Here is a 24,589-nt window from a genome sequence, read left to right on the forward strand (position 1 = left end):
ATGAATAGTAAAATGAAAAGGAAGGGCATTGTTTTTTCAATAATATTGGTGATCTTAGCCGCACTGTATTTAAGTCTTGCACAATATTTTGATGTCGTGGAAGCAACCAAAACCCTTATCGCCGGTAATACGGAAGTAAGCGTTTGCGCCTCATGCCATAATTTAGGCATGTATCTTAAAATGCCCAGAGAAACTCTTTGCAGTAGCTGCCACGAATACCGGTGGTCCGCAACTTCTGAATATGTTCATGAAAAGCACGTCCAGGAACAGAACTTTGACTGCAAATTCTGCCATTCTGAACAGGAAAATATAAACCAGGAACCAATCAATATAGATGAAGTTACCTCCTACATAACCAAATATTTGGACCAAAAATTCCCCGGAGATTGGCAGGTATCCGGAACTACTCTTCAAAAAGGTTCCTATATAGAAAACGGTAACTACAGAATTGCAAAAGAAGTTGCCGGTCTCTACAAGGGCAGCATGGTCTCAATTTATGTCGGCCAGACCAGGATTTCCAGTTCTGTTACCGATCCAAGCGGCAGACCGCTATTAGCCGGTTATCCTACGCCGGATACCGTAGCCCAGGTCATGAAAAGTGGTAAAGCGGTACTGACAAATACTTCTTCAATAGGGATAATCACTTACCAGAAAATATTTATGCCGATCAAAGCAAAAGGAAAAACCGTTGCAGTTATGAGCGTTTCCATTGTCCAGTGATAAAAGCCTTTGGCACAATACACCGTTACCGGCCACTGATTTTTCCTCTTATCGGCAGGTATAGCCAAAACAACGTAGAAATTGAAATAATTAATACACCCTTACTTACAACCGGACAAGGAGTGAAACATATGCTTACCAAAGAGATTAAAATTCCTGCCGACGGTCGACCCATCGAAGCTTTTACCATGCACAAAAAAGCAAAACCCGACAGAGCCTTCCTGATTTTACCGGGCCGGGGCTACACTGTTAATCATTTTCTGCTGGACTTCCTCTGGCGCATGGCCGCCGAACAGGGCTTCTTCGCCGTCAAAGCCGAGTACAGAGGTTACACTTACAGGCACCTGGGCCAACCTTACGACCATAACCATGCCACCAATGATGCCCGCTTTGTGCTGGATTACCTGGCCAGCCTGGGTTATGAAGCAGAAAATACCGTATTATGCGCCAAATCTTTGGGCACTATAGCGACGTGCAACCTGGTGGTCGAACATAACAGGCGCTTTCATAAAGTTATCCTGCTTACTCCTGTGTTATATGTAAATAAAAATGACGGTGTTTTCCCGGCCTGGGTAGAGTTCAATGAAAAAGTTAGACAAGCCTATCTTGTTTTTGGCAGTAATGACCCCTATTGTGACCAGACAACAGCCAGGACGACTTTTCCCACCGCCCGGATCGATTGTTACGAGGGCGCAGACCATGGGCTGCACCTGGTCGGCAATTATGCGGAAACAATAGAGATTAACCGGCAGATAATCGAGAAAGTCAAAGATTTTGTTAAATAGGAACGCTGCACGGTGCCGCTGTGGAGGTAAAACACACGTTGCTCCGAGGCTACGTCTTTCCAATCAAGGAAGGGTGGGTGGGGTCCTCCGTTACCGGGAGCTTGGTGCTGCAAAACCTGGCCCGGCAGGCAGTGTTCCCGAACTCGATGGCTCATATTGCATTTCTAATAAGTTAGGCCGCCTCCCGTCCGGGCCACTCAACCAGTTTGAGCGCCGGACTTCCCGGCGGCCTTCGCCATCTTCGGACATGCGGGAACCCTCTGCCTGCCCGGCTGCGGCTTTGCGGGCGCAGTCGCTCCTCAACGGTAGCCGGAGAACCCCACCCCACCCTTCCACCAGTACAGCGGCTAGTGTTCTGAAATGTTTCACCGGGCAACGGCCGCTTCCTCCCTTACCCGAGACAGAGCAGGCATGAGTTCCCACATGTCCAAGGATGGCGAAAATACCGGCTTGAGGCTTTAGTATTTACTCTGCAGAATATCAAAAAACCGCTGCACATTAAAGTAACAAGTTGCGACTTAGTGGAGGGCGGCAAGCCTGTGTTTACGACAGTGAGGGCTTGAAATTGCCGTTTCCGACACGGACGTCGGAAACCCGGCCATTGAGTCACGGATGACGATTTGGCCGGGTTCGGCGATTTCAACCGAACGGAGTTTACACTGTCTCTGCCCGTAACTTCTAAGCAACGGTTACTTTATGTGCAGCGGTTTTCCCGACTGAGCCGTTAGGGGATGCCACGGAAAAAGTTTGCAATAAAGCGAACATTTTTATGCGCATATTAAATCTGGTTTTTACCAATACTAAGCCCAGTGAAAGGAGTAAAATTATGACTGACCGATTTTTCCTGGGCGTTGTCGCCGGTTTGGCCGGAGCAGTGGTTATGGTTATTTTAAACTTCCTGCTTAATTTGATACCAGGCGTCCAAATGGAATTGATTTTCGGTATTTCCAAGTTATTTGTCCCCCAAAACCTGCTCGGTACCCTGGCCGGAGGAACCATTGGCGTTATTGCACACCTGATATGCGGCAGTCTGGTAGGTTTAATTTTCCTTGTCATCCTGGAAAAAACCGGACTGAGCTACCCTGTCTTAAAAGGTGCTATCCTGGGACTGGGTTGCTGGTTCGTCGTGAATGGCCTTATCGGCAAATTTTTGGATCTTGGCATGCAGGATAAATTCATCGACAATATACTCATTATGCTTATTCATATTCCCTATGGTATCATTACAGCATGGATAATCTACCGGTATCATCCGAAAACCTTTGCCCGGACGTAACAGAAACTTACCGGAGATGCCTAAAAACAGACCTATTTGTGCAAGTCTACAACCCGCGCTTTACAGTATGTCCGGTAAACCTTGGTTATCTCCACCGGGACCGTTTCCCCGATTAAAGCACTGGCGCCTTCCACATCCACAATGAAACCGTTAACCCGGCCTATACCGTCGTATACGTTGGAAGCATGCGGTTCCTCAATTCTGACCTCCAAAATCTGCCCAGGGCGTACGGGAACACCTATAGCCTCAATTTCTGACTGGGAATAGAGAGCCCTGATATTTATAACTTCCTGGTGGTAGTGTTCGCATCCCCGGATAAGGATACTTTTCTTCGTTTTGGCTTCCAACTCCCTGAGTTGAGCACCACCGCTGCCTATCAGCAGAGAAGCTACTGATGGGTGGACCTCAACCAAAATCGCTTCCGCACTGGTATGCTGGGCAAGCTTAAAAATTTCATTCTTCGCCCGAATGCTTATTGTCTCTTCTGATAAAACTTTACCCCGGCCGTCACAATAAGGGCATGGTTTTAACAAGACGTTCTCCAGTCCTTGCCGGACTTTTTTCCTGGTCATCTCAACTAATCCCAATTGTGTCAAGCCAAGTACGTTGGTCTTGGTCTTATCTTTGCGTACTTCCTCTTCCAGTTTCTGTAGTACCATCCGCTGGTGTTCCTGGTCAGGCATATCAATAAAATCTACGATGATAATGCCTCCGATATTTCTCAACCGAAGCTGGCGGGCTATCTCTACGGCGGCATCAAGGTTGGTTTTCAATACCGTATCTGCCAGATTGGTGGACCCCACATATTTGCCCGTATTTACATCTATAGCTGTCAGGGCTTCTGTCTGGTCAATAACAATATATCCTCCACACTTAAGCCACACCCTGGGCTTAAGAATTTTTTCAATTTCCTCGTCAACGCCAAACTTTTCAAATAAATTATCCTGTTCGTAAAGGGATACTCTGCTCTTTAACTGTGGCGTTGTAAGCTCCATTAATTCCAGTACTTTTTCATATTCATAACGGGAATCAATAACCAGGTTATCAATATCTTCTGTGAAAATATCGCGCAAAATGCGCTGGACCAATTCCAGGTCCTTATGTATCAGGTTAGGGACCGGACCGTGACATGACCGGTTCTGAATCTTTTTCCATAACTTGGTCAATACCGTGACATCCTGTACCAGTTCTTCTTCGTCCATACCCTCGGCAATGGTCCGGACTATCAACCCCATATTCGCCGGCTTTACTTTTTCCGCCAGGGCTTTTAGCCTCTCCCGCTCACTTTCATTCTCTATTCGCCGGGAAATTCCTATGTAGTCTACGGTAGGCATTAATACCAGGTATCGGCCCGGTAATGTAATATGAGTAGTAACCCTGGCCCCCTTAGTGCCAATTGGTTCTTTAGCAATCTGAACCAAAATTTCCTGGCCCTCTTTCAAAACATCGGTTATATTGACATGGTAATTGCTTTTAGCCTCTTCGTCTGTTGTCGTCCGGGGCGGCACCGCATCTTCCACAAACAGGAAGGCATTTTTTTCCAAGCCAATATCTACAAAAGCGGCCTGCATACCGGGCAGCACATTTTCCACCTTTCCCTTATATATATTGCCTACAAGCCGTTGGTTCAGGGATCTTTCTATATATATTTCCACGACTACTTTATCTTCCAAAACGGCTACCCTGGTTTCCTCTTCCCGTACATTGACCAGTATCTCCTTTAACAAATTATCACCCCCTTCTACGACCAACAAATATCATGGTGAAACGCAGGCGAAAACTATTTACCACAGAGATTTCCATGCCGCTAACGCGCCACCAACAGAGAATGAAAATGTTTATTCCCAGGGTAGGGCACAGAGAACACGCAGAAACACTTTTTACAATTCTCCGTGTCCTCTGCGTACTCTGTGGTTTAAATTGCTTTCACACACTGAATAACCTGGTTCTGTGCACCCGGGCAAAATCTTTATCCAAGGGCAGGCCGAGGGAAATTAGTCCGCTTAAAACATCTTCCGGTCGGACATTACCCTCCGTACCTGTCTGCAAAACCATTTCCAGCATAATATCGTTCCCCTCCAGCCAACCCCGTAAAGAATATACTCCTTTTCTGATATCTCTCTCCCGCAAGCCTTTCTTGGTCTTTTTTTCCACAACAAGCGCATCTTTTCCAAGGAAGGATTTAATAGCTTCCTGCAATAACTGATAATGTATAACTGCGTCCGGAATGGCCTGCACACGCACCAGATATTCGGAACGGTTGATAACTGCCATCAGAGCGGGTTGTTTGTCATGACAACGGTTCACTGCGTTGACCTTTATGCCGGGAGGCAGCGCCTTTTCCAAACGCTGCTTAACCTCCGCCGCCGGTAGTTCTTCCTGCAATTCTAAATCTACCAGTTCACAGGCGCTGGTTACCCCGACGGGTAATGCTGAAGCAAAGGCTATCTTCGGATGCGGGTTGAACCCTTCGGAAAAAGCCACCGGAATCTTCGCCCTGCGCAATGCCCTTTCAAAAGCCTTCATAAAATCCAGGTGGGATATAAACCGCACCTCTTCGCCTTTACAAATCTCCAACCTATACCGGGCCACAGGCTTCCCTCCCCTTAATGTCCAAATCGACTCCCAGATTCGGGCAGACCCCACACCCTGTACACCTGTCAAAACGACAATCAAGGGTAGTCGCTCCTTTAAGAGCGGCTTCATATTCCTTAGCTAAAAACTTCTTACCGACACCGGCATCGATATGATCCCACGGTAAAACTTCCTCCACACCAAATCTACGGCAGGCAAAAGCTTCCGGAGTTAACCTCACATCAGCAAAGGCGGCCATCCATTTATCATAGGAAAACTGCTCATTCCAACTGTCGAATTTGCATCCCCTGCGCCAGGCAGCCTCCAGTACCCGGCCCACTTTTCGGTTCCCCCGCGAAAACACTGCTTCCAAAAAACTCAGTTCCGCATCATGCCAGTTAAATTTAATTTTCCTGTTTTTTAACAAGCCGGCTAAAAACCTTTGCTTTTCTTTTAAAGTATCAATATCATTCTGAGGTTCCCACTGAAAAGGCGTATGAGCTTTAGGTACAAAGGAAGAAGCGCTAACGGTAACCTTCAGCCTGCCTGCCTTTGCGCCAAGTTCGCGCTGACCCAAAGCTACGACCTTGCCGGCCAGCTCGGCAATACCCCGTAGGTCTTCCTCTGTTTCCGTGGGGAGACCAATCATGAAATATAGCTTAACAGCCGTCCACCCTTCTTTGAAAGCGGCACCGGTAGCAGCCAGTAGGTCTTCTTCAGTCACGCCTTTGTTAATCACATCTCTGAGTCTTTGGGTCCCCGCTTCAGGCGCAAAAGTCAGTGTGGGCCTCCTGACCCGCTGGACTTCTTTGGCCAATTCTATGGAAAAAGCATCTGCTCTGAGGGACGGCAGGGAAACGTTGACTCCATGTCCACTATAGATATCCAACAATTTCTTCAGGGTTTCCTCCACACAGGAATAGTCGGCGGTGCTCAGGGAAGATAAAGAAATCTCATCGTACCCCGTATTTGCCACCAGTTCCTCGGCCTGCCGCAGTAAGGTCTCCGGACTTTTCTCCCGTACCGGGCGATAAATCATACCCGCTTGGCAGAAACGACAGCCCCTGCTACAGCCTCTGAGCACCTCAAGCATGATCCGGTTGTGCACCACCTCCAGGTACGGCACAATAGGACTGGTAGGGAAATCAGCTTCATCAATATTTCTGACCAGGCGCTTGGTGACTTTCGCCGGAGCATTGGGGTTATTGGGTCTGATCCCGGCAATGGCAGCATCGTCTTTATAATCCACGTCGTAAAAACGCGGCACATATACTCCCTGCACCTGGGCCAACCGTTCCAGGAGGCCGGTTCTGGAGAGTTTTTCCTGTTTGGCTGTTTTCACGACATCCAAAACCTCGTAGAATACCTCTTCCCCTTCCCCGATAACAAAAGCATCAATAAAGTCAGCCAAAGGCTCAGGATTGTAGGCACAAGGCCCGCCCGCGATTACCAGCGGGTAGGATTCGTCCCTATCCCCGGCCCTTACGGGAATACCGGCCAGGTCCAGCATATTCAGGATGTTGGTAAAACTCATTTCATACTGCAGGGTAAAGGCCACTATATCAAATTCCTTTACCGGTTTATATGACTCCAGGGCGAAAAGTGGTATATTTTGCTGCCGGAGCAATTCCTCCATGTCAACCCAGGGGGCAAATACCCTTTCCATCAAGGTGTCCGGGCGTTTATTAACTACATGGTACAGTATTCTCAACCCCAGATGCGACATACCTATTTCATAAACGTCGGGAAAAGCGAAAACCACTTTCAGGTCCACCCGATCCCAATCTTTATGTATAGAATTCAGCTCTGTCCCCAAATAACGGGCAGGTTTTAGAACTTTCGGCAGTAACCGGTTCCGAATAAAATCACGCATCATAGCAAAGCCTCCTGCATCAAGTGTTTACCTGGTTATCAGAAGTAATTCCTCAGATTAATATACCCAAATTTGAGCCTAATCAGGCTGGAAGCGCTTTAAAAAGTTTCTACAAAAAGTTATAATTTCCTTTTTTCATTTCTACAGTTCTCCCAAGGTCATGTTTATTTTTCCCTCCAAAAGTTTACTTATAATCTCGTGCTCTGAAAAGACCCCGGTAATCCGCTGCCCGCTGTCTACCCTCACGACCAGGTTATATTTCTGGGGTACAAAATGCCGCACCAGTTCCTTTAATTGCACATCTTCCAGAGCAACCACATGCCGGGCAAGCATTAACCGGCGGACAGGCAGGTCCTGTTGCTTACGGTTTAGGTACCTGATAAAGGCAAACATGATTGAACCTTTGTCCCGAAAGTTTTCAAAGGCCAAAAAAACTCCTATCACAATCAAATTGATGCCGTTTAACCCAAGAACTAACCTGCCTACACCCAGGAAAACCATGAGCAGGGAAAGAATAAGGGAAACCTTCCGGGCACGGTCAGTTGCTCCTGTCAGGCCGAACCTTTCCGTTAAAAGAGCGCGGTAAATCCTGCCGCCGTCTAAAGGATAGGCCGGAAGGAGGTTAAAAAGGCCTAAGGTGAGATTACACTCGATAAAAAAAGGAACCCACCGTTGGTTCCATATCCCTAACCCCTCCAGCATGTAAAGCAAACCGATAATCAGGAAGTTTGCTAAAGGCCCGGCTAAAGAAATAAATATTTCCGCGTAAGGATCTCCCTCCAACCCTTGTTCTAGCTTGGCTACTCCCCCATACGGCAGTAGTTCCACTTCTGTAACCCGGAATTTATAGTTCAAGGCGGTGACCACATGAGCCAGCTCATGTAAGAGGACCACGCCGAAAACAATTAAGCCTTCCCGGTACTTTCCGGTCAGAATTAGCACTAAAAATAAAACCAGAAAAAAGGTATTTACCTTGACATTAATCCCAAAAACCTTGGCAATTTTCATGTTGACACTTCCTAAGGCTAACGGGTTGCCGCTGTAAAGACGCTGAAGGGATCGACGGGTTTACCAAACCGGATTACCTCAAAATGCAAATGATTTTCCTTGTCCTCACCGTCACCGGCAACTTTGCCGATTACCTGCCCGGCATGAATTTCTTCCCCTTTTTCGACCAGAACTTCGCCTACATTCACGTAATTTGTCATCAACTGCTCATCGTGCCTGACTAAGATGCACTTTTCCCCCTTGTCGCCCATGTAAATACGTTCTATATTTCCACCCGCGACAGCCTTAATGTCTTGATTGGCCTTTGCCACAATATCAATACCCCGGTGAAATTCAAAAAACTGCTTACTGTCATCAAAGACCCATCCGTAGGGAACCGTAATTTTCCCTCCTACCGGCAGTTGTGGGCCAATTTGGTCCGAAATCTTGGTTATAACCGGCTTAGGCTCCTCATTTACCGTGTTTTTACCATTTGGCAAAGTAAAATTAAGATATGGCGAAGCCAGCTCACCTATTTTATTTATCACAGGAGAAAAATCCATTTCTTTGTTGAGCAGGTATTTCACCCCACTGCCAACCTTTTTGGCCAGGGGAAAATGCAGGCTGTTTAAACCCCAAACCATTAAAAATATCAATATAGAAACCGTAATCTGCCTGGCCAGACGAAATTTATTATTTCGTTCATTTTTCAGGTAAGGAATCCTTTTCCGCTGGGGAAACCGGGGCAAATAGTTACGGTAGTTAAGAGCTTGAGGCTCCTCTGAAAAAATTTCTGAATCATGAACAAATCTTATCCGCGGTTTAGGTTTTACCAAGGCTTCCTGTTTTTCGCTCATAGGCCGTCCCTCCATGAAATAGCAACTCTCTGGTAAATTAATTATATTGGAGAACCTGCCTGATTATGACAAGCCTTTTCTCTTCATGCTACGGACAAAGAAAAAAAGGCAGTGCCTTCTCCTCAAACTGAAAGGGAGAGGGCACTGCCCTTTTGGGCTTGTTTTTCCTTAAAACATTATTTTTTCCCGGCGCAGGTTAACGTTCAGTAATAGCCCTATGGCCGTGAGATTTGTCAGCATGGCGCTGCCACCATAACTGAACAGAGGTAACGGGATACCGGTTATCGGCATTATACCTGCAGCCATACCAACATTGACCAGCAGGTGAAAGGTAATCATGGATACTATACCTGTAGCAATAAGAGTGCCAAACATATCTTTGGCATTATACCCTATCAGCACGCCCCGGTAAACCAGTATAAAAAACAATAACAGCAATGAAGCGGCTCCTGCAAAGCCAAGCTCTTCACCCACAACAGAAAAAATAAAGTCTGTCTGCTGCTCGGGAAGGAAATTTAATTGGTTCTGCGTCCCGTGATACAGGCCCTTGCCAAAAAGTCCTCCGGAGCCCAGCGCCACCTGAGACTGAATAACATGGTACCCGGCTTCCCTGGGGTCCTGATAAGGGTCAACAAATATGGTCAACCTTTTCAGTTGGTAGGGTTTGAGTGGTTTATCCCATCCTAACTGGAGCTGTCCAAATAAGACAATACCAACCAATAATGCCCCAATTAATATCACTATTAGCAAATGAAGCGGACGCGCTCCACCGATGAACAGCATCCCAAACAGAATACCGATGAAAACCAGGGCAGTGCCCAGGTCAGGCTGCGCCATAATAAGCAGCATGGGAATCCCTACATGGATAAAACATGGAATAAGATCCACAAACCGTTCAAGTTTCCCTTGCTTCTTATCAAGATAATTAGCAAAGGTAATGATGATAAACAGTTTGGCAAATTCGCCGGGCTGCAGCAGAAAAGGACCAATCGGAATCCATAATTTGGCCCCATGGGATTCTTTCCCCATTACGGGCACAAGTAATAACAGCAAAATATTTAATATATAAAGATACCTGGCATAATTGCTTAAACTGTTATAGTTGATTCTAAGCACTATCGCAATGGAAATAAAACCAATGATGACCCAGAGAAGCTGTTTCTTCACATAACCGAAGGGGTCATCACCTTTACCGGCCGTAATGTGTGTGGCGCTGCTTAAAATAACCAGGCCAAAAACGATAATAATTAAAACAGTAATTAAAAGGGTGTAGTCAAAATTTCTCAACAGTTTTTTTTCCACAAACATGAATTGGAACGCTCCTCTGTTATTTTGGTAATAGCCTTTCGGCCCTACATTAATTATAACAGAAAAGCCTAAATAGTCCACTTATTAAAAAGCCGGCGCCAAAAGGAAAAAATTGGGGGTTACCCAATTTTTTCTTCCAGATTGATTCTTTTCATCCCTAAGACGGGAATGTTTGCATATAAAGCCACACTGTGATCGTCCAAGTTATTGAAGTTTACTTCCAGCGCTTTTTCGTCAATATCCATATATTTGGATATAACCGCTATCAGGTCTTCCTTCAAATTTTCCAAAAGCTGCGGCGATACACTGGCCCTATCCTGAACCAAAACAAGGCGCAATCTTTCTTTGGCCACATTTTTACTGGCCGTGGACTCTTTTCCAAATACCCTGTATAAAAAATCCAGCAAGACCCTTTCCTCCTCCCCGAATGGGTTTTTATCTGAACCGTATCAGGCTCTTTAACTTCTCAACAAAACCTCCCTCAGCTTCCAGGTTCATAAACGGAACATCCTGGCCCGTTATCCGCTTGGCGATATTACGATATGCCTGTCCTGCTTTGGAATTATTGTCCAAAACTGCCGGCTCGCCCCTGTTGGTTGATACCACAATCATTTCGTCTTCCGGTACAACCCCAATCAGGTCTATGGCTAAAATATCAATAATATCCTCAATTCCCATCATGTCGCCTTTCTTAACCATTTTCGGTCTTAACCGGTTGACTATAAGTTTGGGGCTTCTTAAATCTGATGCTTCCAACAAACCGATAATTCTGTCCGCGTCCCTTACGGCGGAAACCTCCGGGGTAGTGACCACAATAGCCCTTTCCGCACCGGCTATGGCGTTTTTGAAGCCTTGTTCAATACCCGCCGGGCAGTCAATGACTACATAATCAAATTCTTTTTTCAGTTCAGCGCAAAGTTCCTGCATTTGCTCCGGAGTTACTGCCGTCTTGTCCTTTGTCTGCGCGGCAGGCAGCAGGTGTAAACCCTCAAATCGTTTGTCTTTGATTAAAGCCTGCTTGAGACGACATTTTCCATGAGTCACATCAACTATGTCGTACACAATTCTGTTTTCCAGGCCAAGTACTACATCAAGGTTTCTTAACCCAATATCAGTGTCAACCAAAACAACTTTATATCCCAAAGCAGCCAATCCGGTTCCAATATTGGCGCTGGTAGTTGTTTTTCCAACCCCTCCCTTTCCAGAGGTAATTACCAGAACTTCTCCCATACTTTTGTCCTCCTCTTTTCGTGATGTTAACCTATCTTCATTTGTTTATCCTGTCCGATTTGATATGCTTCGATCGTTACGACACCATCTTTGATTCTGGCTATTTCCGGCTGATCTGGAGAACCATAGTCTCCATCCGGTGCCCTCGTGATATGGTTAGCTATTCTGAGTTGGGTGGGCTGTAACTTAAAGGCAGCAACCGTTGCAGTTTCATCCCCGCCGGCTCCTGCATGAGCCACGCCCCGCAGAGAACCCATGATAATGATATTACCTCCGGCAATTACTTCGGCTCCCGGATTGATATCCCCCAACACAACCACATTGCCGTCAAATTTAATAGATTGGCCGGAACGCAGGGTTCGCTTAATCAGGATCGTATTTTCATCCCCATCAGGCGCGATTGCAAAAGTGTTTTTAGTTTGGAGGCCATGGTCATTTTTCTGGGAAGTCATCTCTTCACCCTCGCTGTCCATTTCCAGGGTAAGCTCACTGTTTTTTCCCTTCCGAAGCAATAATTTCTTAGCTTTGGAACTTTTGTTCTTCCGCAACCGAATCCCCTCCTGGGTTTATTCCCATTAACGTTTCAATATTTCCCATATTCACCAGCCAATTTCAAAAATTAATGTTCTACATGCGTGAGCCAAATCCTTCAAGTAAATAGAAAAAAAACGAGGTCTTTTTGCCCCGTTTTTCTCAAAAATTTAGACAAATTGCTCTATTCCTCTGCGTCCCTGCCGCTATTGTTTTGCTGCTGCTTGACTTTAAAATATGCGGCTAAAACATCCCGGGCCACATATCCCGCGGAACTCCCCCCGTGCCCGCCATATTCGACAATTGCCGCTACTGCCACCTGCGGATTATCATAAGGGGCAAACCCGACGAACCAACCATGGTTATCACGTTCCAGGCCTGTTTTGGGGTCTTTGCCCGTCTGGGCGGTTCCTGTTTTACCGGCAACCTTTATAGGAAAACCGGCAAACACCGACGCTGCTGTACCACCCGGTTCCGTTACCGCTGCCATACCCCGGCGAATAACAGCCAGAGTCTGCGGAGACACATCAACCTTTTGCATTACCTCCGGCTTGTTCTGTTTGACAACCCTGCCCTGATAATCAGTTATCTTATCGACAATATATGGTTTATAACGTATGCCCCCATTGGCAATAGTTGCGATGTAATTAGCCATCTGCAGCGGAGTATAGAGGTTATCACCCTGGCCGATAGCCATGATAACGGTCTCAAATTCACGCCAATCTACCAGCCAGTATTTGTCGATCTTATACTGGGCCCGCTTCTGGCGCAATTCTGATTCTTTCTTCCTTTCGAGAGATTTTCTTTCGCGCTCAGACTGGGCATTGGCTATTAACTTATCATATTTTTCTTCTATGGCTTTATATTTCTTCTCGTATTTCGCCTTGAGGGGCCCCTCGTTTAATTGTCTCTTCCACTCAGGAGTAGGCACACGGCCTGTTTTTTCACCGGGCAAATCAATGCCTGTTTTCTGGCCCAGGCCATACTGCAGCGCATACTTCGCAATATTCTCCACTTTGGCCCTTAATCCCATCTGGTAGAAGTAAACGTTGCAGGATACCTGAATGGCTTTAACCAGGTCAACCCGGCCGTGACCCGACGGTCTCCAGCATTTATAAGAACGCCCGTATAAAAATACGGAACCCGAGTCATAAATGGTATCGCTGGGCCGGGCTTTTTTCGTTTCCAAAACGGCCGTTGCAGTAACCATTTTGAAGGTGGACCCCGGTGCATAGGGCATCATGGCCCGGTTGTTAAAGGCAGGAAAAGGATTATTAGGGCTGAAAAGCGCTTCAGATTGAGCCTTAGTAATTTTACCGTTAAATATATTAGGATCAAAACCTGGTTTACTGGCCATAGCCAATACCTTACCGGTCCTGACGTCCAGCAACACTACGGCCCCAGCCCTGGCATTGGGATATTTTTTGTCGGTGCCCTTAGTCTGCAACCGATACAAAACCCTGTCGAGGGCTTCCTCAGCCGCCTTTTGCACGTTAAAATCAATATTGAGGATAAGGTTATTACCGGCAACAGGCGGCCTTATATCCAGCTCCCTAACAGGATGCTGGTTCCGGTCCACTTCTACCTGTCGGTCCCCGTCCACGCCCCGCAATACACTTTCGTAAGTATTTTCCAGTCCGGCCTGGCCGTACCTGTCGCCTAAATTATACCCTTCGTTTTTCTTGGCCTCCAACTGTTCTTTTTTGATCTCCTGAATATACCCCAATATATGAGGAGCAAAATTACCGTAAACATACTGCCGCATAGGTTCCACGTTTATTTCCACCCCCGGCAGTTCCTGTCGGCGTTCTTCGATTTTAGTAACAATGTCCAGGGGAACATCCTTTTTTATTTTTATAGGCTCGAATTTCCTGACATTGGCGTCATTTATAGCCGCATTTATTTCCTTTGGGTCCATACCTAGAATAGCGGCCAGTTTTTTTACCACTTCCTCCTGGTTCTTTAAACCAAGGTAGACAATAGAAACGCTATAAACAGGCCGGTCTTTCACCAGTACTTTTCCATCCCGGGTTCTGATTTCACCCCGCGGTGCAGGGATAGAGACAAATTTAATCCTGTTCTGCTCCGACATGGTTTTGAATTGTTCAGTCTGTATAAGCTGAAGATACCCCAAACGAGATATGAGGATAATAAAGATTACCGCAACCAACGCTAAAAATATTTTTAATTTCACTTTTACTACCTTTGTTGGCATAGGTATAATACACTCCTGTTGAACAAATTTTAATAATCAGGTTGCCGGAAAAATCTCTTCTGGGTAGATTTATAAAACTTGCCGTAAATAAAAGGGGATAAACAGGAATTATAAATAAGGGTGGGAAAAATAACATTTTGGAAAACAGCGACATAATTAGCAGGGAAACCTTCTATACTTAGGCCCAGCAAAAAGACCAGGCTTTGGTTTAACCATGTGGCGGCAATAACCGTTAAAATAGGAATGAAAAAGTTTTCCTTATAAACCTTCTTTTCCAGCAGACCGAAAAGAAAGCCGGTCACTAACATAGGAAAGGCATTTAACCCAATAAAGTGTCCGAAAAATATATCTTCTGTCAAGCCACCGATCAATCCTGCCAAAACCCCTTCTTGGGGCCCTTTTAACAAAGCATAGAAAACCACAAAAATTAAAATTAAATCCGGCTTAACACCGGCAACGGGAAAAAAGGAAAAAACGGTGGATTCAATAATGTAGCTGATAATAAAAAGGAAAGTAAGAAAAGCGTAACGCAACTTTACTCCCCCTCTGCCAGGCCGGAAGTTTCCGGAGCAAATATCTGCTTAATAATAAATACTTCTTCAAGCCGGTTAAAATCAACAAAAGGACGTATCAAAGCCACTTTTACCAGACCGTTGGATTGAGTCTGAATTCTTACTACCCGCCCTATAGGCAATCCCTTTGGAAATATTCCTCCCAGCCCGGAAGACACCACCACCTGGTTTTCCCTGATAGGAGCATCTTTGGGAATGTGAATCATCCTGACATAGCCGGAATTATCAGATAATCCCTCTACAACGCCCGGCGTTCTGGTGACCTGGACAATACCGCCTACAGCGCTGTTGTTATCCAGGATTAAAAGGACATCGGAGGAATGTTCCGCCACATTGATAATTCTTCCGACCAATCCTTTATCAGTGACTACCGCCATATCTTTTTTGATGCCGTCCGCATTGCCCCGGTTTAAAGTGATGACCTTAAACCAGTTGCTGGGGTTATGGCCGATTACGGATGCCGCAACAAGCTGGTAATTACCGGCGATTGAATCTTTGAAGTCCAGCATTTCCCTCAATCTGAGGTTTTGGTATTCATACTCTTTTAGCAGGTTATTCTGTTTTTGCAGCTCCGCTATCTGCTTCTTCAGTTCATCATTTTCCTTTTTGATTTTGCCGAAGGATAACAGAGCCGACATATTTCCCGATATACTATTGGTTACCTTCATAACCCCGGCCTGAATCGGAGAAATTAGGTCTTTTACTATCTCTTCCGCTTTGGTAAGGCCCTGCCTGTCGAATGACGTGTAATGTATAAGAACCAATACACCTATAACAACTACCAGGACCCCCATTGTATACCTGTTAAACAAGTACCGGAACAATGGGATCCCGCCTTTCTAGCTGATTTTTTTGGGCGAAATTAATACTCTTTTGAGCACGTCAAGGTTTTCCAACACTTTACCTGTCCCAAAAGCCACACAGAAGAGAGGCTCATCTGCCACATGGACAGGCATGCCCGTCTCTTCACTGACCAGTTTGTCCAGGCCTCTTAACAGAGAACCTCCACCAGCCATGACAATTCCCTTATCCATAATATCTGCGGCCAGTTCCGGCGGAGTCTTTTCCAAAGTCACCTTAATTGCTTCAAGAATGGCGCTTACCGGTTCTGATAAAGCTTTATACACTTCCTCTGAGGTAATATTTACTGTTTTGGGCAAACCTGTGACCAGGTCTCTCCCCCTCACTTCATAGCTTTCAGTTTCGGGGAAAGGGTAAGCGGTACCGATTTTAATCTTGATCTCTTCCGCAGTACGTTCTCCGACCATTAAATTATAAGTACGTTTGATGTGCTGCATAATGGCTTCGTCCATTTCATCTCCACCGATACGTATGGACCGGCTGGTAACGATACCACCCAAAGATATGACTGCCACTTCACTGGTTCCACCGCCAATATCAACAATCATATTGCCCGTCGGCTCATGAACCGGAAGCCCGGCACCTATAGATGCTGCCATGGGCTCCTCGATAAGATAGGCTTCCCGGGCGCCCGCCTGCAGGGCAGCTTCCCGGACAGCCCTTTCTTCCACAGCGGTAACTCCCGACGGAACGCACACAACCACCCTGGGCCGCACCAAAAACGAGCGTTTTTTCAGCGCTTTGGTGATAAAGTACCTTAACATACTCTGTGTTGTGTCAAAGTCAGCTATTACTCCATCCTTCATAGGCCTGATGGCCACTATATTACCCGGCGTCCGGCCAATCATCTGCTTGGCTTCTTCACCAACGGCCAAAACCTGGCCCGTATCCCTCTGAATAGCGACGACGGAAGGTTCGTGCAGAACTATGCCTTTGCCCTTCATATAGACCGATGAATTGGCAGTTCCCAAATCTATGCCCATATCCTTAGAAAACAACCCAAACATTTCTTTAAAGGTCCCCTTTCAATTATGGTGATTTTTGTTTTGACGCTAGATTAAACCCTCTTGTTTCAAGCTGGTAAAATTATTATCTCCCAATATTACATGATCAAGTACTTCTATACCAATTATTTCACCAACCTCAACCAGTCTCTTGGTAATTAAGATATCTTCTTTGCTGGGGTGCGGGTCACCACTGGGATGGTTATGTGCAACAATTAACGCTGCGGCGCTTTTTTTAATAGCGCTTTTAAAAATTTCCCGCGGATGGACCAAAGAAGCATTGAGATGCCCTATGGAAACGGTTTCAATGTTTAGTACCTGGTTCTTTGTATTTAACATGATGGCCAGAAAATGTTCCCTGTCGTAATGCCTCATCTTCTCCATAAGAATGCCCGCCACATCTTCCGGGGTCCTGATAGTATATTTCTTTTCCCCGGCTAAAAGGCTCAGTCTGCCGGCCAGTTCCAAAGCAGCTTTTACCTGGGTGGCTTTGGCCAGTCCAATTCCTTTAATGCTGCTTATTTCCTCCACGCTGGCTCCCACCAGTTCCTTCAGTCCTCCAAAGGCGCTGAGCAATTGGGACGCCAGTTGAACCGCAGTGCAGGTCCTGGTCCCGGTCCCCAACAGGATGGCGATCAGCTCAGCATTGGATAAACTGCCCGGCCCCTCAGTTAAAAGCCTCTCCCTAGGTCTTAGTTCCTGAGGCATTTCTTTAATTGTTACATGGTAACCGGTAACTCCCAAAATTTAAACGCCCTCTCTATTATTATCTTTCCTGAAACGAAGAATATCAACGCCAAATCCTTTGAGTATTTCTGCCAATAATGGAATAGGCAGACCTACCACATTAAAATAACAACCTCTGATACCTGCCACAAATAATCCTCCTAACCCCTGAATACCGTACGCGCCGGCTTTGTCCATCGGTTCTCCTGTGGCAACATAAGCATTGATATCATCATCTGATATGTTTTTAAAGCAAACTTCCGTTTCCTCAAAGGCTTGCACCGTCTTGCCGTCTTCGGCGTCAATCACAGCTAACCCTGTTATTACCTGATGTGTTGTACCTCGCAGTGCTTGCAGCATGTTGACAGCATCGGTTTTATCTTTCGGTTTGCCTAAAACATGGCCGTTTAAAACAACAATAGTATCAGCGCCGATTACAATTCCGGAAGCAAACTTACCGGCCACATTTTGAGCCTTTTGCAAGGCCAAATTCATGGCCGTGTCAGCGGGAGTCATGGCAGCAGGTATTTTTTCATCAATTGCACTGACCTGTACTTGATAAGGAAGACCGACGGCATCCAATAACTCTCTGCGCCTCGGCGAAGCAGAAGCCAAAATAATTTCTTTCATTTACTTAATCCCTGCCCTATAATTTACGGTATATAATATACGCCAAGAAAAAACCAAGCACAGTGGCTATATTTATTTTGAGGGTAAAACCCAGAGTAACGGACATAACACTAAGGTTTATAGTCGTGGGCGGGTTAATTCCCACAGAAATTGATTTCATAATCTGCGGGAACCGGTCACCCAGTAATTCACCGGCTATGCTTCCCAAAAGTCCGCCGATGACAAATAACAGCGCCAGCGCCCAGGGACCATGATAACTTTTCAAGCCCTTCATCTAAAGCCTCCAACATAAAATATGTTTAGCCCTTCAACATAAAAATAGAGCCCTCACTTCTTATCTTCCCTTATGTGGGTTCAACTATGCCAAAATTCTTGATATATGGTTAGGCTCTCATTTCAGTGTACCATTTTTGACATTTAATGACAAGCTAAACTGCAAATTCTTTAGTATTTTAACCCCGAATAAGTATGTACCTTTATAGGAGACAGTCAGCACGGAGGAAGGAGCAATCTTTCAACGCAAAAAAGCCAGGTAGAAATCTACCCGGCTGCATCGAGAACAGGCCTTTAGGCAGGTAGTACCCATTCATGAACGGGCTGTTTTTTCATCAAGTGCTGGCGAACTATATGTTTTACTTTTTCGGGGTCCACATTTCCATATAATACCGTTGGCAGGCCAGGCAGTTTCACCTCTACCAGGGGCTCATAAGAACATGCCCCTTTGCAGCCAACAGGCACCAATACGGCATCACAACCCACCTGCTTCAGTTCCTCCCCGAACGCCTGGAACACATGGCGAGCGCCCGCTTTTATGCCACAAGTGCCCATGCCCACAGTGATGCGGGGTTGTGCTGAATCCGGGGCGAGTTGTTTCTCGGCCAGAGCGGTTTGCTTTAATTGTTCCAATTGTTGTAAATTCACCCAATTCACCCCCCCGATAAAAGACAATTGTTTGAAAATTGTTACTAAAGCTTTCGACATCATTACGAAAAAACCTTTAAATTGTTCTCTGCCTTATTATGGGTAAGGTGGAAAAATAAAATTGGGTGGTTTGCGCCTACTTCCTTATTGCCCCAAAGGGGCATTTTTTAAGACAAGCTTCGCACTTGGTGCATTTTTCCGGGTCAATCTCATGGGTCTCCCGCGGCTTGCCTTTAATGGCCCCAACGGGGCATTCCCTGGCACATAAACCGCACTTTTTGCATTCTTCAGGAATTATCCTGATGCGCGAAAGTTTTTTGCAAACTCCTGCCGGGCACACCTTGTCCCGGACATGAGCCATATATTCGTCTTTAAAATAACGTAACGTGCTGAGAACCGGGTTTGGGGCTGACTGGCCTAATCCGCACAGGGACGTTTCTTTGATGCCCTCAGCCAGTTCCTGCAGCAGGGGAATATCATCTTCTTTCCCCCTACCTTCTGTAATGCGTTCCAGGATTTCCAGTAACCTCTTTGTACCGATCCGGCACGGCGTACATTTGCCGCAGGATTCATCACGGGTAAACTCCAGGTAAAACTTGGCTATATCTACCATGCAATCGCTTTCGTCAAGAACGATCATGCCCCCGGATCCCATCATGGAACCGAGTTCCAGCAAAGTATCATATTCGATGGGCGTATCCAGCAAATGGGCCGGAATGCAGCCGCCTGAAGGCCCTCCTGTCTGGACAGCCTTAAGGTTTTTCCCGTCGGGAATACCACCGCCGATGTCATAAATGACATGGCGCAGGGTTGCCCCCATGGGAACTTCTATTAAACCGGTGTTATTAATCTTACCGGCTAAGGCAAACACCTTGGTTCCCCTACTTCGCTCGGTGCCAAATTGCGTAAACCACTCGGCCCCGTTTAAAATAATGGCGGGAATATTGGCCAGGGTCTCCACGTTGTTGATAAGTGTAGGGTTCCCCCAAAGGCCTTTTTGGGCCGGGAAGGGCGGCCTGGGGCGGGGTTCCCCCCGGTTGCCTTCTATGGAGGTTATTAAGGCTGTTTCTTCTCCACATACAAATGCGCCCGCCCCCAGGCGCACCTCTATATCAAAGGCAAAATCCGTCTCAAAAAGGTTTTTCCCCAACAGCCCCAGTTCCCTGGCCTGCTCAATGGCATGGGAAACCCGCTCAACAGCAATGGCATATTCGGCTCTTACATAAACAAAGCCCTGGCGGGCCCCAATAGCATAACCGGCAATAGCCATTGCTTCCAGGACGGAATGGGGATCACCTTCTAAAATACTCCGGTCCATGAATGCCCCCGGGTCTCCTTCGTCGGCATTACATATGACGTATTTGGTGTCTCCGGAGGATTTGGCAGTCAGTTCCCACTTAAGACCTGTCGGGAACCCTCCTCCGCCGCGGCCTCGCAAGCCGGATTTTTTTATTTCGGCGATAACCTGATTCGGCGTCATTTCCTTTAAAGCCTTCCCCAAGGCCTTATAGCCGTCTTTGGCTATGTATTCGTGGATATCGTCGGGATTAATCTGGCCACAGTTGCGTAACACTACTCTGGTCTGGTTCCTGAAGAAGTTGATGGCATCAAAACCGGTCTTTTTCTCTTTAGTTTCCGGATCCCGGTACAGCAGGCGCTCAACAATGTTTCCCTTTTTTATGTGTTCCTCAATTATTTCTTTTACGTCACCCACGGATACTTCGCAATACATAACGCCCCCCGGGTGAATCAAGATAATAGGCCCACGGGCACAAAAGCCAAAGCACCCCGTATGCACAATCCGGACCTGGTCAGCCAGCCCCGCTTCATCTATTGCTTTTTCTAAAGCCTTGTATACCTCCCTGCTCTCCGAAGAAACACAGGCTGTCCCGTGACAGATCAGGATATGAGAACTCTTAGTCATTGCTTACCTCCTTTGCAACGTGCCAACATCTATTTTTGCTGATATTCCCTGATAATTTCACTAAATTGTTCAACGGTAAGCCGCCCCTTCACTTCCTCACCTATAGTAACCACGGGGGCCATACCGCAAGCGCCAACACACCTGGTCGTTTCCAGGCTGAACAGGCCATCTCTGGTTATTCCACCCGGTTTCAAGCCAAGCTCTTTATCAAGCCAGCCCACCAGCTCCCCTGCTCCTTTAACATAACAGGCTGTACCCAGACAGACACCAATATCATGCTTGCCTTTCGGAACTAATGTAAAACGACTGTAAAAAGTCACAACCCCGTAAACATCGGCAAGCGGCAGGCCCAAACCTTGTGAAATACGGTATTGAACCTCCTCCGGCAGATAGCCGAATATTTCCTGGGCCTTGTGTAAAACAGGAATCAGGGCCCCGGGCGTTCCCCTATACTCTTCTATAACTTTATCAAGTTCCGCAAACTGCGTTTGTCGGCATTGGCCTTCACAATTTTCCCCCATTTTTTCACCCCTAAATATTAAAACTATTTATATAACAAACTAATTGTAGTTTGCCTTATGTGCCGTTTTTGTATACTTTAGGTTTGCCGGGCGCACCACAAAAAAAGACCGTGCCGGTTGGCACGGTCTTTGTTACATTCGTCACATAAAAAACGATAAAACAATTAGTATCCATCATTCTCCATACCTAAATGGAAGGTTAAAATCTCTAATTTAGTTGATAAATCAATGTTTCTTACATGTACATGGTCAGGCACGTTCAACACGGTCGGCGCAAAGTTAAGAATGGCCTTGACCCCGCTTTTCACCAAAATATTCGCTACATCCTGTGCTGCGGAAGCAGGAGCTGTGATAACACCCATTTTCACATTATGTTCCTTAACTACCCTGGGAATCTCTTCCGTCCCCAATACCTCAAGGTCAAGAAGTTTTTTACCTATTTTCGTAAGATCATTATCGAAAACGCCAACAATATCAAACCCCCGTTGTCTGAACCCGCGATATGAAACCAGGGCTGAACCCAAATTACCGGCGCCCACGACAACAACGGACCATCTGTTGGTAAGTCCGAGGATCTTGAGGGTATGTTTCAAAAGGTCTTTAACGTTATAGCCCACCCCACGCGTTCCAAATTCACCAAAATAGGCCAGGTCTTTTCTGACTTGTGCCGGACTAACGCCGGTGCCTTCTGCTATTTCGCCGGAAGATATGGTAACAATACCCTTTTTATCTATGGCCTCTAAAAATCTCGAATAAACTGATAATCTGGTGATAGTAGCCTCCGGTATTTTCAGTGCCTTCATCCCGTTCCTCCCTCCCTCTCTCCAGAAAATTATAACACACAATATTAAAGGAGGACAATATTAAGTTGTATCAGGCACTGCCAATTGGTCCCAGCAATTAATATAAGCCTGAACGAACTGGATTAGCCCCTTCGCCACCTGGTTATAATTGTCCTGATTCCATTGCGACTGCAGTTTAACCATATCGGCTTTTAATAACCTGGCCGAATCGGCTAAACCATTCACAGCCACGCCAAATTCGCCCGACTCGGGCATTTTTTTGTCCAGTTCCGCTATTAAAAAATCCAATTCTCCCATTATTGGGACCAAAGCCCTTTCAATCGCCTGGCGGTCGGCCCGTTCAAAGGACCCGAAACTGCAACTATTTCCCAATGATTTTATGAACAGGGAACATTTCTCCAGAAAAGGAGCCCATTTATAGACCAGCTCCGCTTTTTCTTCCGGAAACGATAATTCCGTGGCGTTCAACATATTAGCCTGAACAAAGGCGCCTACTTCTTTTTCTTTTAAATAATCTTTGAATTTGTATGCCTCTTCCCTGGTACCGAAAAAACCTATGTACAGGCGATAAGGAGCTTTTTCAGTTATAAACGGGTCCAGGCCCAAACTTAAAAAATCCCCGGCTGCCTGCCGAGCGCTTTCCAGGTCAGAATAGACCCCTCCCTGTAGATAAAAAACAGGTACAGGCGTTAACGCCACACTTCCTGCCTGTTTTTCAGCTACCACAGCCTTTGCACCGGGAGGTTGGGAGGTTCTTTTCTCACCCCCGGATTTCAATATGCCAAGGTAAGCTTTTCCCAATATAGCGCTAAAAAAGATGGCCAGGGCGGAAACAGTAAAAAATATTACCATCGCAGCCACAAGCCTTTTCCTGTTTGGTCTCATAGAGATCCTCCGGCCGCATGACTTATTTATTACAATCATATGGCCGGAGTTTTCCCGTTAGAACTTGTTTTCCATAAAGTACTCCCTTGCTTCAGCCACCATGTACAGAGAACCGGTTATACAAACCAAATCGCCCGGTTCCGCAATTTTAACCGCTGTATCAACGGCCTGGTGAATATCTTCAATGACCCGCACATCGTTAACATATTTTTTCACTTCTTCGGCTACTTTATCCCACTGACCGGCCCTGGGAGAGTTGGGCCTGGTAATTACCACCTTAGCTGCCAAAGGCGCTAATTCTGCCACCACTTTTTCCCGCTCTTTATCGCCCAGCATACCGAAAACCAAAATCAGTTTATCGTAGGAGAATACTTCTTGTAGAGCGTTTCTCAGGCTTTTGGCCCCGTGTACGTTATGAGCGCCGTCAATAATTACCATCGGCTGTCTTTGCATAATTTCCAATCTGGCCGGCCACTTGACCGACGCCATTCCGTTCTCTACGGCATCCTGCCCGATCTGCACGCCGAGCGTTTCCAAAGCTTCTACAGTTACTATAGCAGTAACGGCATTGACAATCTGATGGTGACCCAAAAGGCCGATACGCACGTTTTTGTAAGTGCGGTTACTGGTGTTTAAATTAAAAGTTTGTCCCCAAACAGAAGAATCTGTTATTTCCCATTTGGCTTCTTTGTAAACCTCGATCAGACGGGCGTTTCTTTCCCGGGCCGTGCGTGAAATTACCTCTAAAGCCTCAGGGTCCTGTACCGCCGTTACGGCCAGCCCATTGAGTTTTATTATACCTGCCTTAACCTCAGCAATTTCCCGAATGGAATGGCCCAGGTAATCCATATGGTCCATAGCCACATTGGTGATCACCGATACAAGCGGAACAACTACATTAGTGGAGTCAATAGCCCCTCCAAGACCCACTTCCAGGACCACATAGTCCACTTTCTGGTCATAAAAATACTGGAAGGCCAGGGCCGTACATACCTCAAATTCAGTGGGGTGCTCATAACCGTCTTCTACCATCTTGTCAAGATAAGGTTTTAGAAAAACAATATACCTGGCCATTGCTTCCTCAGAAATGGTAACATTATTTATCGTATACCTCTCCGTATAAGAATGCAGGTGGGGAGAAGTAAAAACCCCGACCCGGTACCCGGCGGCCTGCAGGATGCCGCTTATGAAAGCCGTTGTAGAACCTTTCCCGTTGGTTCCACCCACGTGCACCACTTTTAATTTTTTGTGGGGGTTTCCGAGCCGGTTCAGCAGTTCTTCTATCCGCCCCAAACCAAAGTTAAACCCAAATTTAGTCAGGTCCTGTAAATATGTCAACGCTTCCTGGTAATTCATTCAAAAGACCTCCCAAAAATAAGATCACTT

At 46.3% G+C, this 24,589-nt stretch carries 25 protein-coding genes; 3 read left to right on the forward strand and 22 right to left on the reverse strand.

Features of this window, described 5'->3' with window-relative positions; all coding sequences use genetic code 11:
- The 3 genes from Tfer_RS08500 to Tfer_RS08515 all read left to right on the forward strand — a co-directional run bounded on the left by Tfer_RS08500 (position 1) and on the right by Tfer_RS08515 (position 2,781).
- Positions 1 to 720 (forward strand): cache domain-containing protein, encoded by a 720-nt coding sequence (locus tag Tfer_RS08500; protein ID WP_052218052.1) that lies wholly within the window; start codon positions 1 to 3, stop codon positions 718 to 720.
- A gap of 131 nt (positions 721 to 851) precedes the next feature.
- Positions 852 to 1,505 (forward strand): alpha/beta hydrolase, encoded by a 654-nt coding sequence (locus Tfer_RS08505; RefSeq protein WP_152909012.1) that lies wholly within the window; start codon positions 852 to 854, stop codon positions 1,503 to 1,505.
- A gap of 826 nt (positions 1,506 to 2,331) precedes the next feature.
- Positions 2,332 to 2,781 carry a DUF6789 family protein gene (locus tag Tfer_RS08515; protein ID WP_052218057.1) on the forward strand — a complete coding sequence of 150 codons (450 nt, stop codon included), beginning with the start codon at positions 2,332 to 2,334 and terminating at the stop codon, positions 2,779 to 2,781.
- A 32-nt stretch (positions 2,782 to 2,813) separates the two neighbouring features.
- Here the strand turns inward: Tfer_RS08515 and Tfer_RS08520 are convergent, their stop codons facing one another.
- From Tfer_RS08520 to Tfer_RS08625, 22 genes are all read right to left on the reverse strand, one after another.
- On the reverse strand, positions 2,814 to 4,508 hold the full coding sequence (locus Tfer_RS08520; RefSeq protein WP_052218059.1) for an Rne/Rng family ribonuclease: 1,695 nt from the start codon (positions 4,506 to 4,508) through the stop codon (positions 2,814 to 2,816).
- A gap of 199 nt (positions 4,509 to 4,707) precedes the next feature.
- The gene (locus tag Tfer_RS08525) at positions 4,708 to 5,373 is read right to left on the reverse strand and encodes a TIGR03936 family radical SAM-associated protein (RefSeq protein WP_052218061.1); all 666 of its coding nucleotides are present in this window, start codon (positions 5,371 to 5,373) and stop codon (positions 4,708 to 4,710) included.
- Entirely contained in the window at positions 5,360 to 7,231 is a 1,872-nt protein-coding gene (locus tag Tfer_RS08530) for a TIGR03960 family B12-binding radical SAM protein (protein ID WP_152909013.1), read from the reverse strand. Before Tfer_RS08530 ends, Tfer_RS08525 begins: the two co-directional genes overlap by 14 nt.
- Before the next feature lie 138 nt (positions 7,232 to 7,369).
- Positions 7,370 to 8,236, reverse strand: coding sequence for a M50 family metallopeptidase (locus tag Tfer_RS08535; protein WP_052218063.1), 867 nt, complete (start codon positions 8,234 to 8,236; stop codon positions 7,370 to 7,372).
- A gap of 17 nt (positions 8,237 to 8,253) precedes the next feature.
- Positions 8,254 to 9,072 carry a M23 family metallopeptidase gene (locus Tfer_RS08540; RefSeq protein ID WP_052218064.1) on the reverse strand — a complete coding sequence of 273 codons (819 nt, stop codon included), beginning with the start codon at positions 9,070 to 9,072 and terminating at the stop codon, positions 8,254 to 8,256.
- 168 nt (positions 9,073 to 9,240) lie between these two features.
- Complete coding sequence (rodA, locus tag Tfer_RS08545) at positions 9,241 to 10,380, reverse strand: rod shape-determining protein RodA (RefSeq protein WP_052218065.1); 1,140 nt, start codon at positions 10,378 to 10,380, stop codon at positions 9,241 to 9,243.
- A 119-nt stretch (positions 10,381 to 10,499) separates the two neighbouring features.
- Positions 10,500 to 10,787: a cell division topological specificity factor MinE gene (gene minE, locus Tfer_RS08550; protein WP_013121371.1), complete on the reverse strand. Its 288-nt coding sequence runs from the start codon at positions 10,785 to 10,787 to the stop codon at positions 10,500 to 10,502.
- A gap of 28 nt (positions 10,788 to 10,815) precedes the next feature.
- On the reverse strand, positions 10,816 to 11,610 hold the full coding sequence (minD, locus tag Tfer_RS08555) for a septum site-determining protein MinD (protein ID WP_013121372.1): 795 nt from the start codon (positions 11,608 to 11,610) through the stop codon (positions 10,816 to 10,818).
- A 26-nt stretch (positions 11,611 to 11,636) separates the two neighbouring features.
- Positions 11,637 to 12,158 (reverse strand): septum site-determining protein MinC, encoded by a 522-nt coding sequence (gene minC / locus Tfer_RS08560; protein WP_345786541.1) that lies wholly within the window; start codon positions 12,156 to 12,158, stop codon positions 11,637 to 11,639.
- 167 nt (positions 12,159 to 12,325) lie between these two features.
- Positions 12,326 to 14,356 carry a penicillin-binding protein 2 gene (gene mrdA, locus Tfer_RS08565; protein ID WP_052218066.1) on the reverse strand — a complete coding sequence of 677 codons (2,031 nt, stop codon included), beginning with the start codon at positions 14,354 to 14,356 and terminating at the stop codon, positions 12,326 to 12,328.
- Between the two features lie 29 nt (positions 14,357 to 14,385).
- Complete coding sequence (gene mreD / locus Tfer_RS08570; protein WP_052218067.1) at positions 14,386 to 14,889, reverse strand: rod shape-determining protein MreD; 504 nt, start codon at positions 14,887 to 14,889, stop codon at positions 14,386 to 14,388.
- A gap of 2 nt (positions 14,890 to 14,891) precedes the next feature.
- Complete coding sequence (gene mreC, locus Tfer_RS08575; protein WP_052218068.1) at positions 14,892 to 15,752, reverse strand: rod shape-determining protein MreC; 861 nt, start codon at positions 15,750 to 15,752, stop codon at positions 14,892 to 14,894.
- A gap of 15 nt (positions 15,753 to 15,767) precedes the next feature.
- Complete coding sequence (locus Tfer_RS08580) at positions 15,768 to 16,796, reverse strand: rod shape-determining protein (RefSeq protein ID WP_013121377.1); 1,029 nt, start codon at positions 16,794 to 16,796, stop codon at positions 15,768 to 15,770.
- Between the two features lie 45 nt (positions 16,797 to 16,841).
- Positions 16,842 to 17,537: a RadC family protein gene (radC, locus tag Tfer_RS08585; RefSeq protein ID WP_013121378.1), complete on the reverse strand. Its 696-nt coding sequence runs from the start codon at positions 17,535 to 17,537 to the stop codon at positions 16,842 to 16,844.
- A 3-nt stretch (positions 17,538 to 17,540) separates the two neighbouring features.
- Positions 17,541 to 18,149 carry a Maf family protein gene (locus tag Tfer_RS08590; RefSeq protein ID WP_052218069.1) on the reverse strand — a complete coding sequence of 203 codons (609 nt, stop codon included), beginning with the start codon at positions 18,147 to 18,149 and terminating at the stop codon, positions 17,541 to 17,543.
- A gap of 16 nt (positions 18,150 to 18,165) precedes the next feature.
- The gene (locus Tfer_RS08595) at positions 18,166 to 18,423 is read right to left on the reverse strand and encodes a DUF4321 domain-containing protein (RefSeq protein WP_013121380.1); all 258 of its coding nucleotides are present in this window, start codon (positions 18,421 to 18,423) and stop codon (positions 18,166 to 18,168) included.
- 293 nt (positions 18,424 to 18,716) lie between these two features.
- Positions 18,717 to 19,070 (reverse strand): (2Fe-2S) ferredoxin domain-containing protein, encoded by a 354-nt coding sequence (locus tag Tfer_RS08600; RefSeq protein ID WP_052218070.1) that lies wholly within the window; start codon positions 19,068 to 19,070, stop codon positions 18,717 to 18,719.
- A gap of 136 nt (positions 19,071 to 19,206) precedes the next feature.
- The gene (gene nuoF / locus Tfer_RS08605; protein WP_052218071.1) at positions 19,207 to 20,994 is read right to left on the reverse strand and encodes an NADH-quinone oxidoreductase subunit NuoF; all 1,788 of its coding nucleotides are present in this window, start codon (positions 20,992 to 20,994) and stop codon (positions 19,207 to 19,209) included.
- A gap of 29 nt (positions 20,995 to 21,023) precedes the next feature.
- Positions 21,024 to 21,515, reverse strand: a complete 492-nt coding sequence (locus Tfer_RS08610; protein ID WP_013121383.1) for an NADH-quinone oxidoreductase subunit NuoE family protein — start codon at positions 21,513 to 21,515, stop codon at positions 21,024 to 21,026.
- Between the two features lie 164 nt (positions 21,516 to 21,679).
- Positions 21,680 to 22,318 carry a redox-sensing transcriptional repressor Rex gene (locus tag Tfer_RS08615; RefSeq protein WP_052218072.1) on the reverse strand — a complete coding sequence of 213 codons (639 nt, stop codon included), beginning with the start codon at positions 22,316 to 22,318 and terminating at the stop codon, positions 21,680 to 21,682.
- Between the two features lie 60 nt (positions 22,319 to 22,378).
- On the reverse strand, positions 22,379 to 23,203 hold the full coding sequence (locus tag Tfer_RS08620; protein ID WP_052218073.1) for an SPOR domain-containing protein: 825 nt from the start codon (positions 23,201 to 23,203) through the stop codon (positions 22,379 to 22,381).
- Positions 23,204 to 23,260: 57 nt separating this feature from the next.
- Positions 23,261 to 24,559, reverse strand: coding sequence for a bifunctional folylpolyglutamate synthase/dihydrofolate synthase (locus Tfer_RS08625; RefSeq protein WP_052218074.1), 1,299 nt, complete (start codon positions 24,557 to 24,559; stop codon positions 23,261 to 23,263).
- Positions 24,560 to 24,589: the final 30 nt, after the last annotated feature.

The organism is Thermincola ferriacetica (genome assembly GCF_001263415.1).
Taxonomy (GTDB): Bacteria; Bacillota; Thermincolia; order Thermincolales; family Thermincolaceae; genus Thermincola; species Thermincola ferriacetica.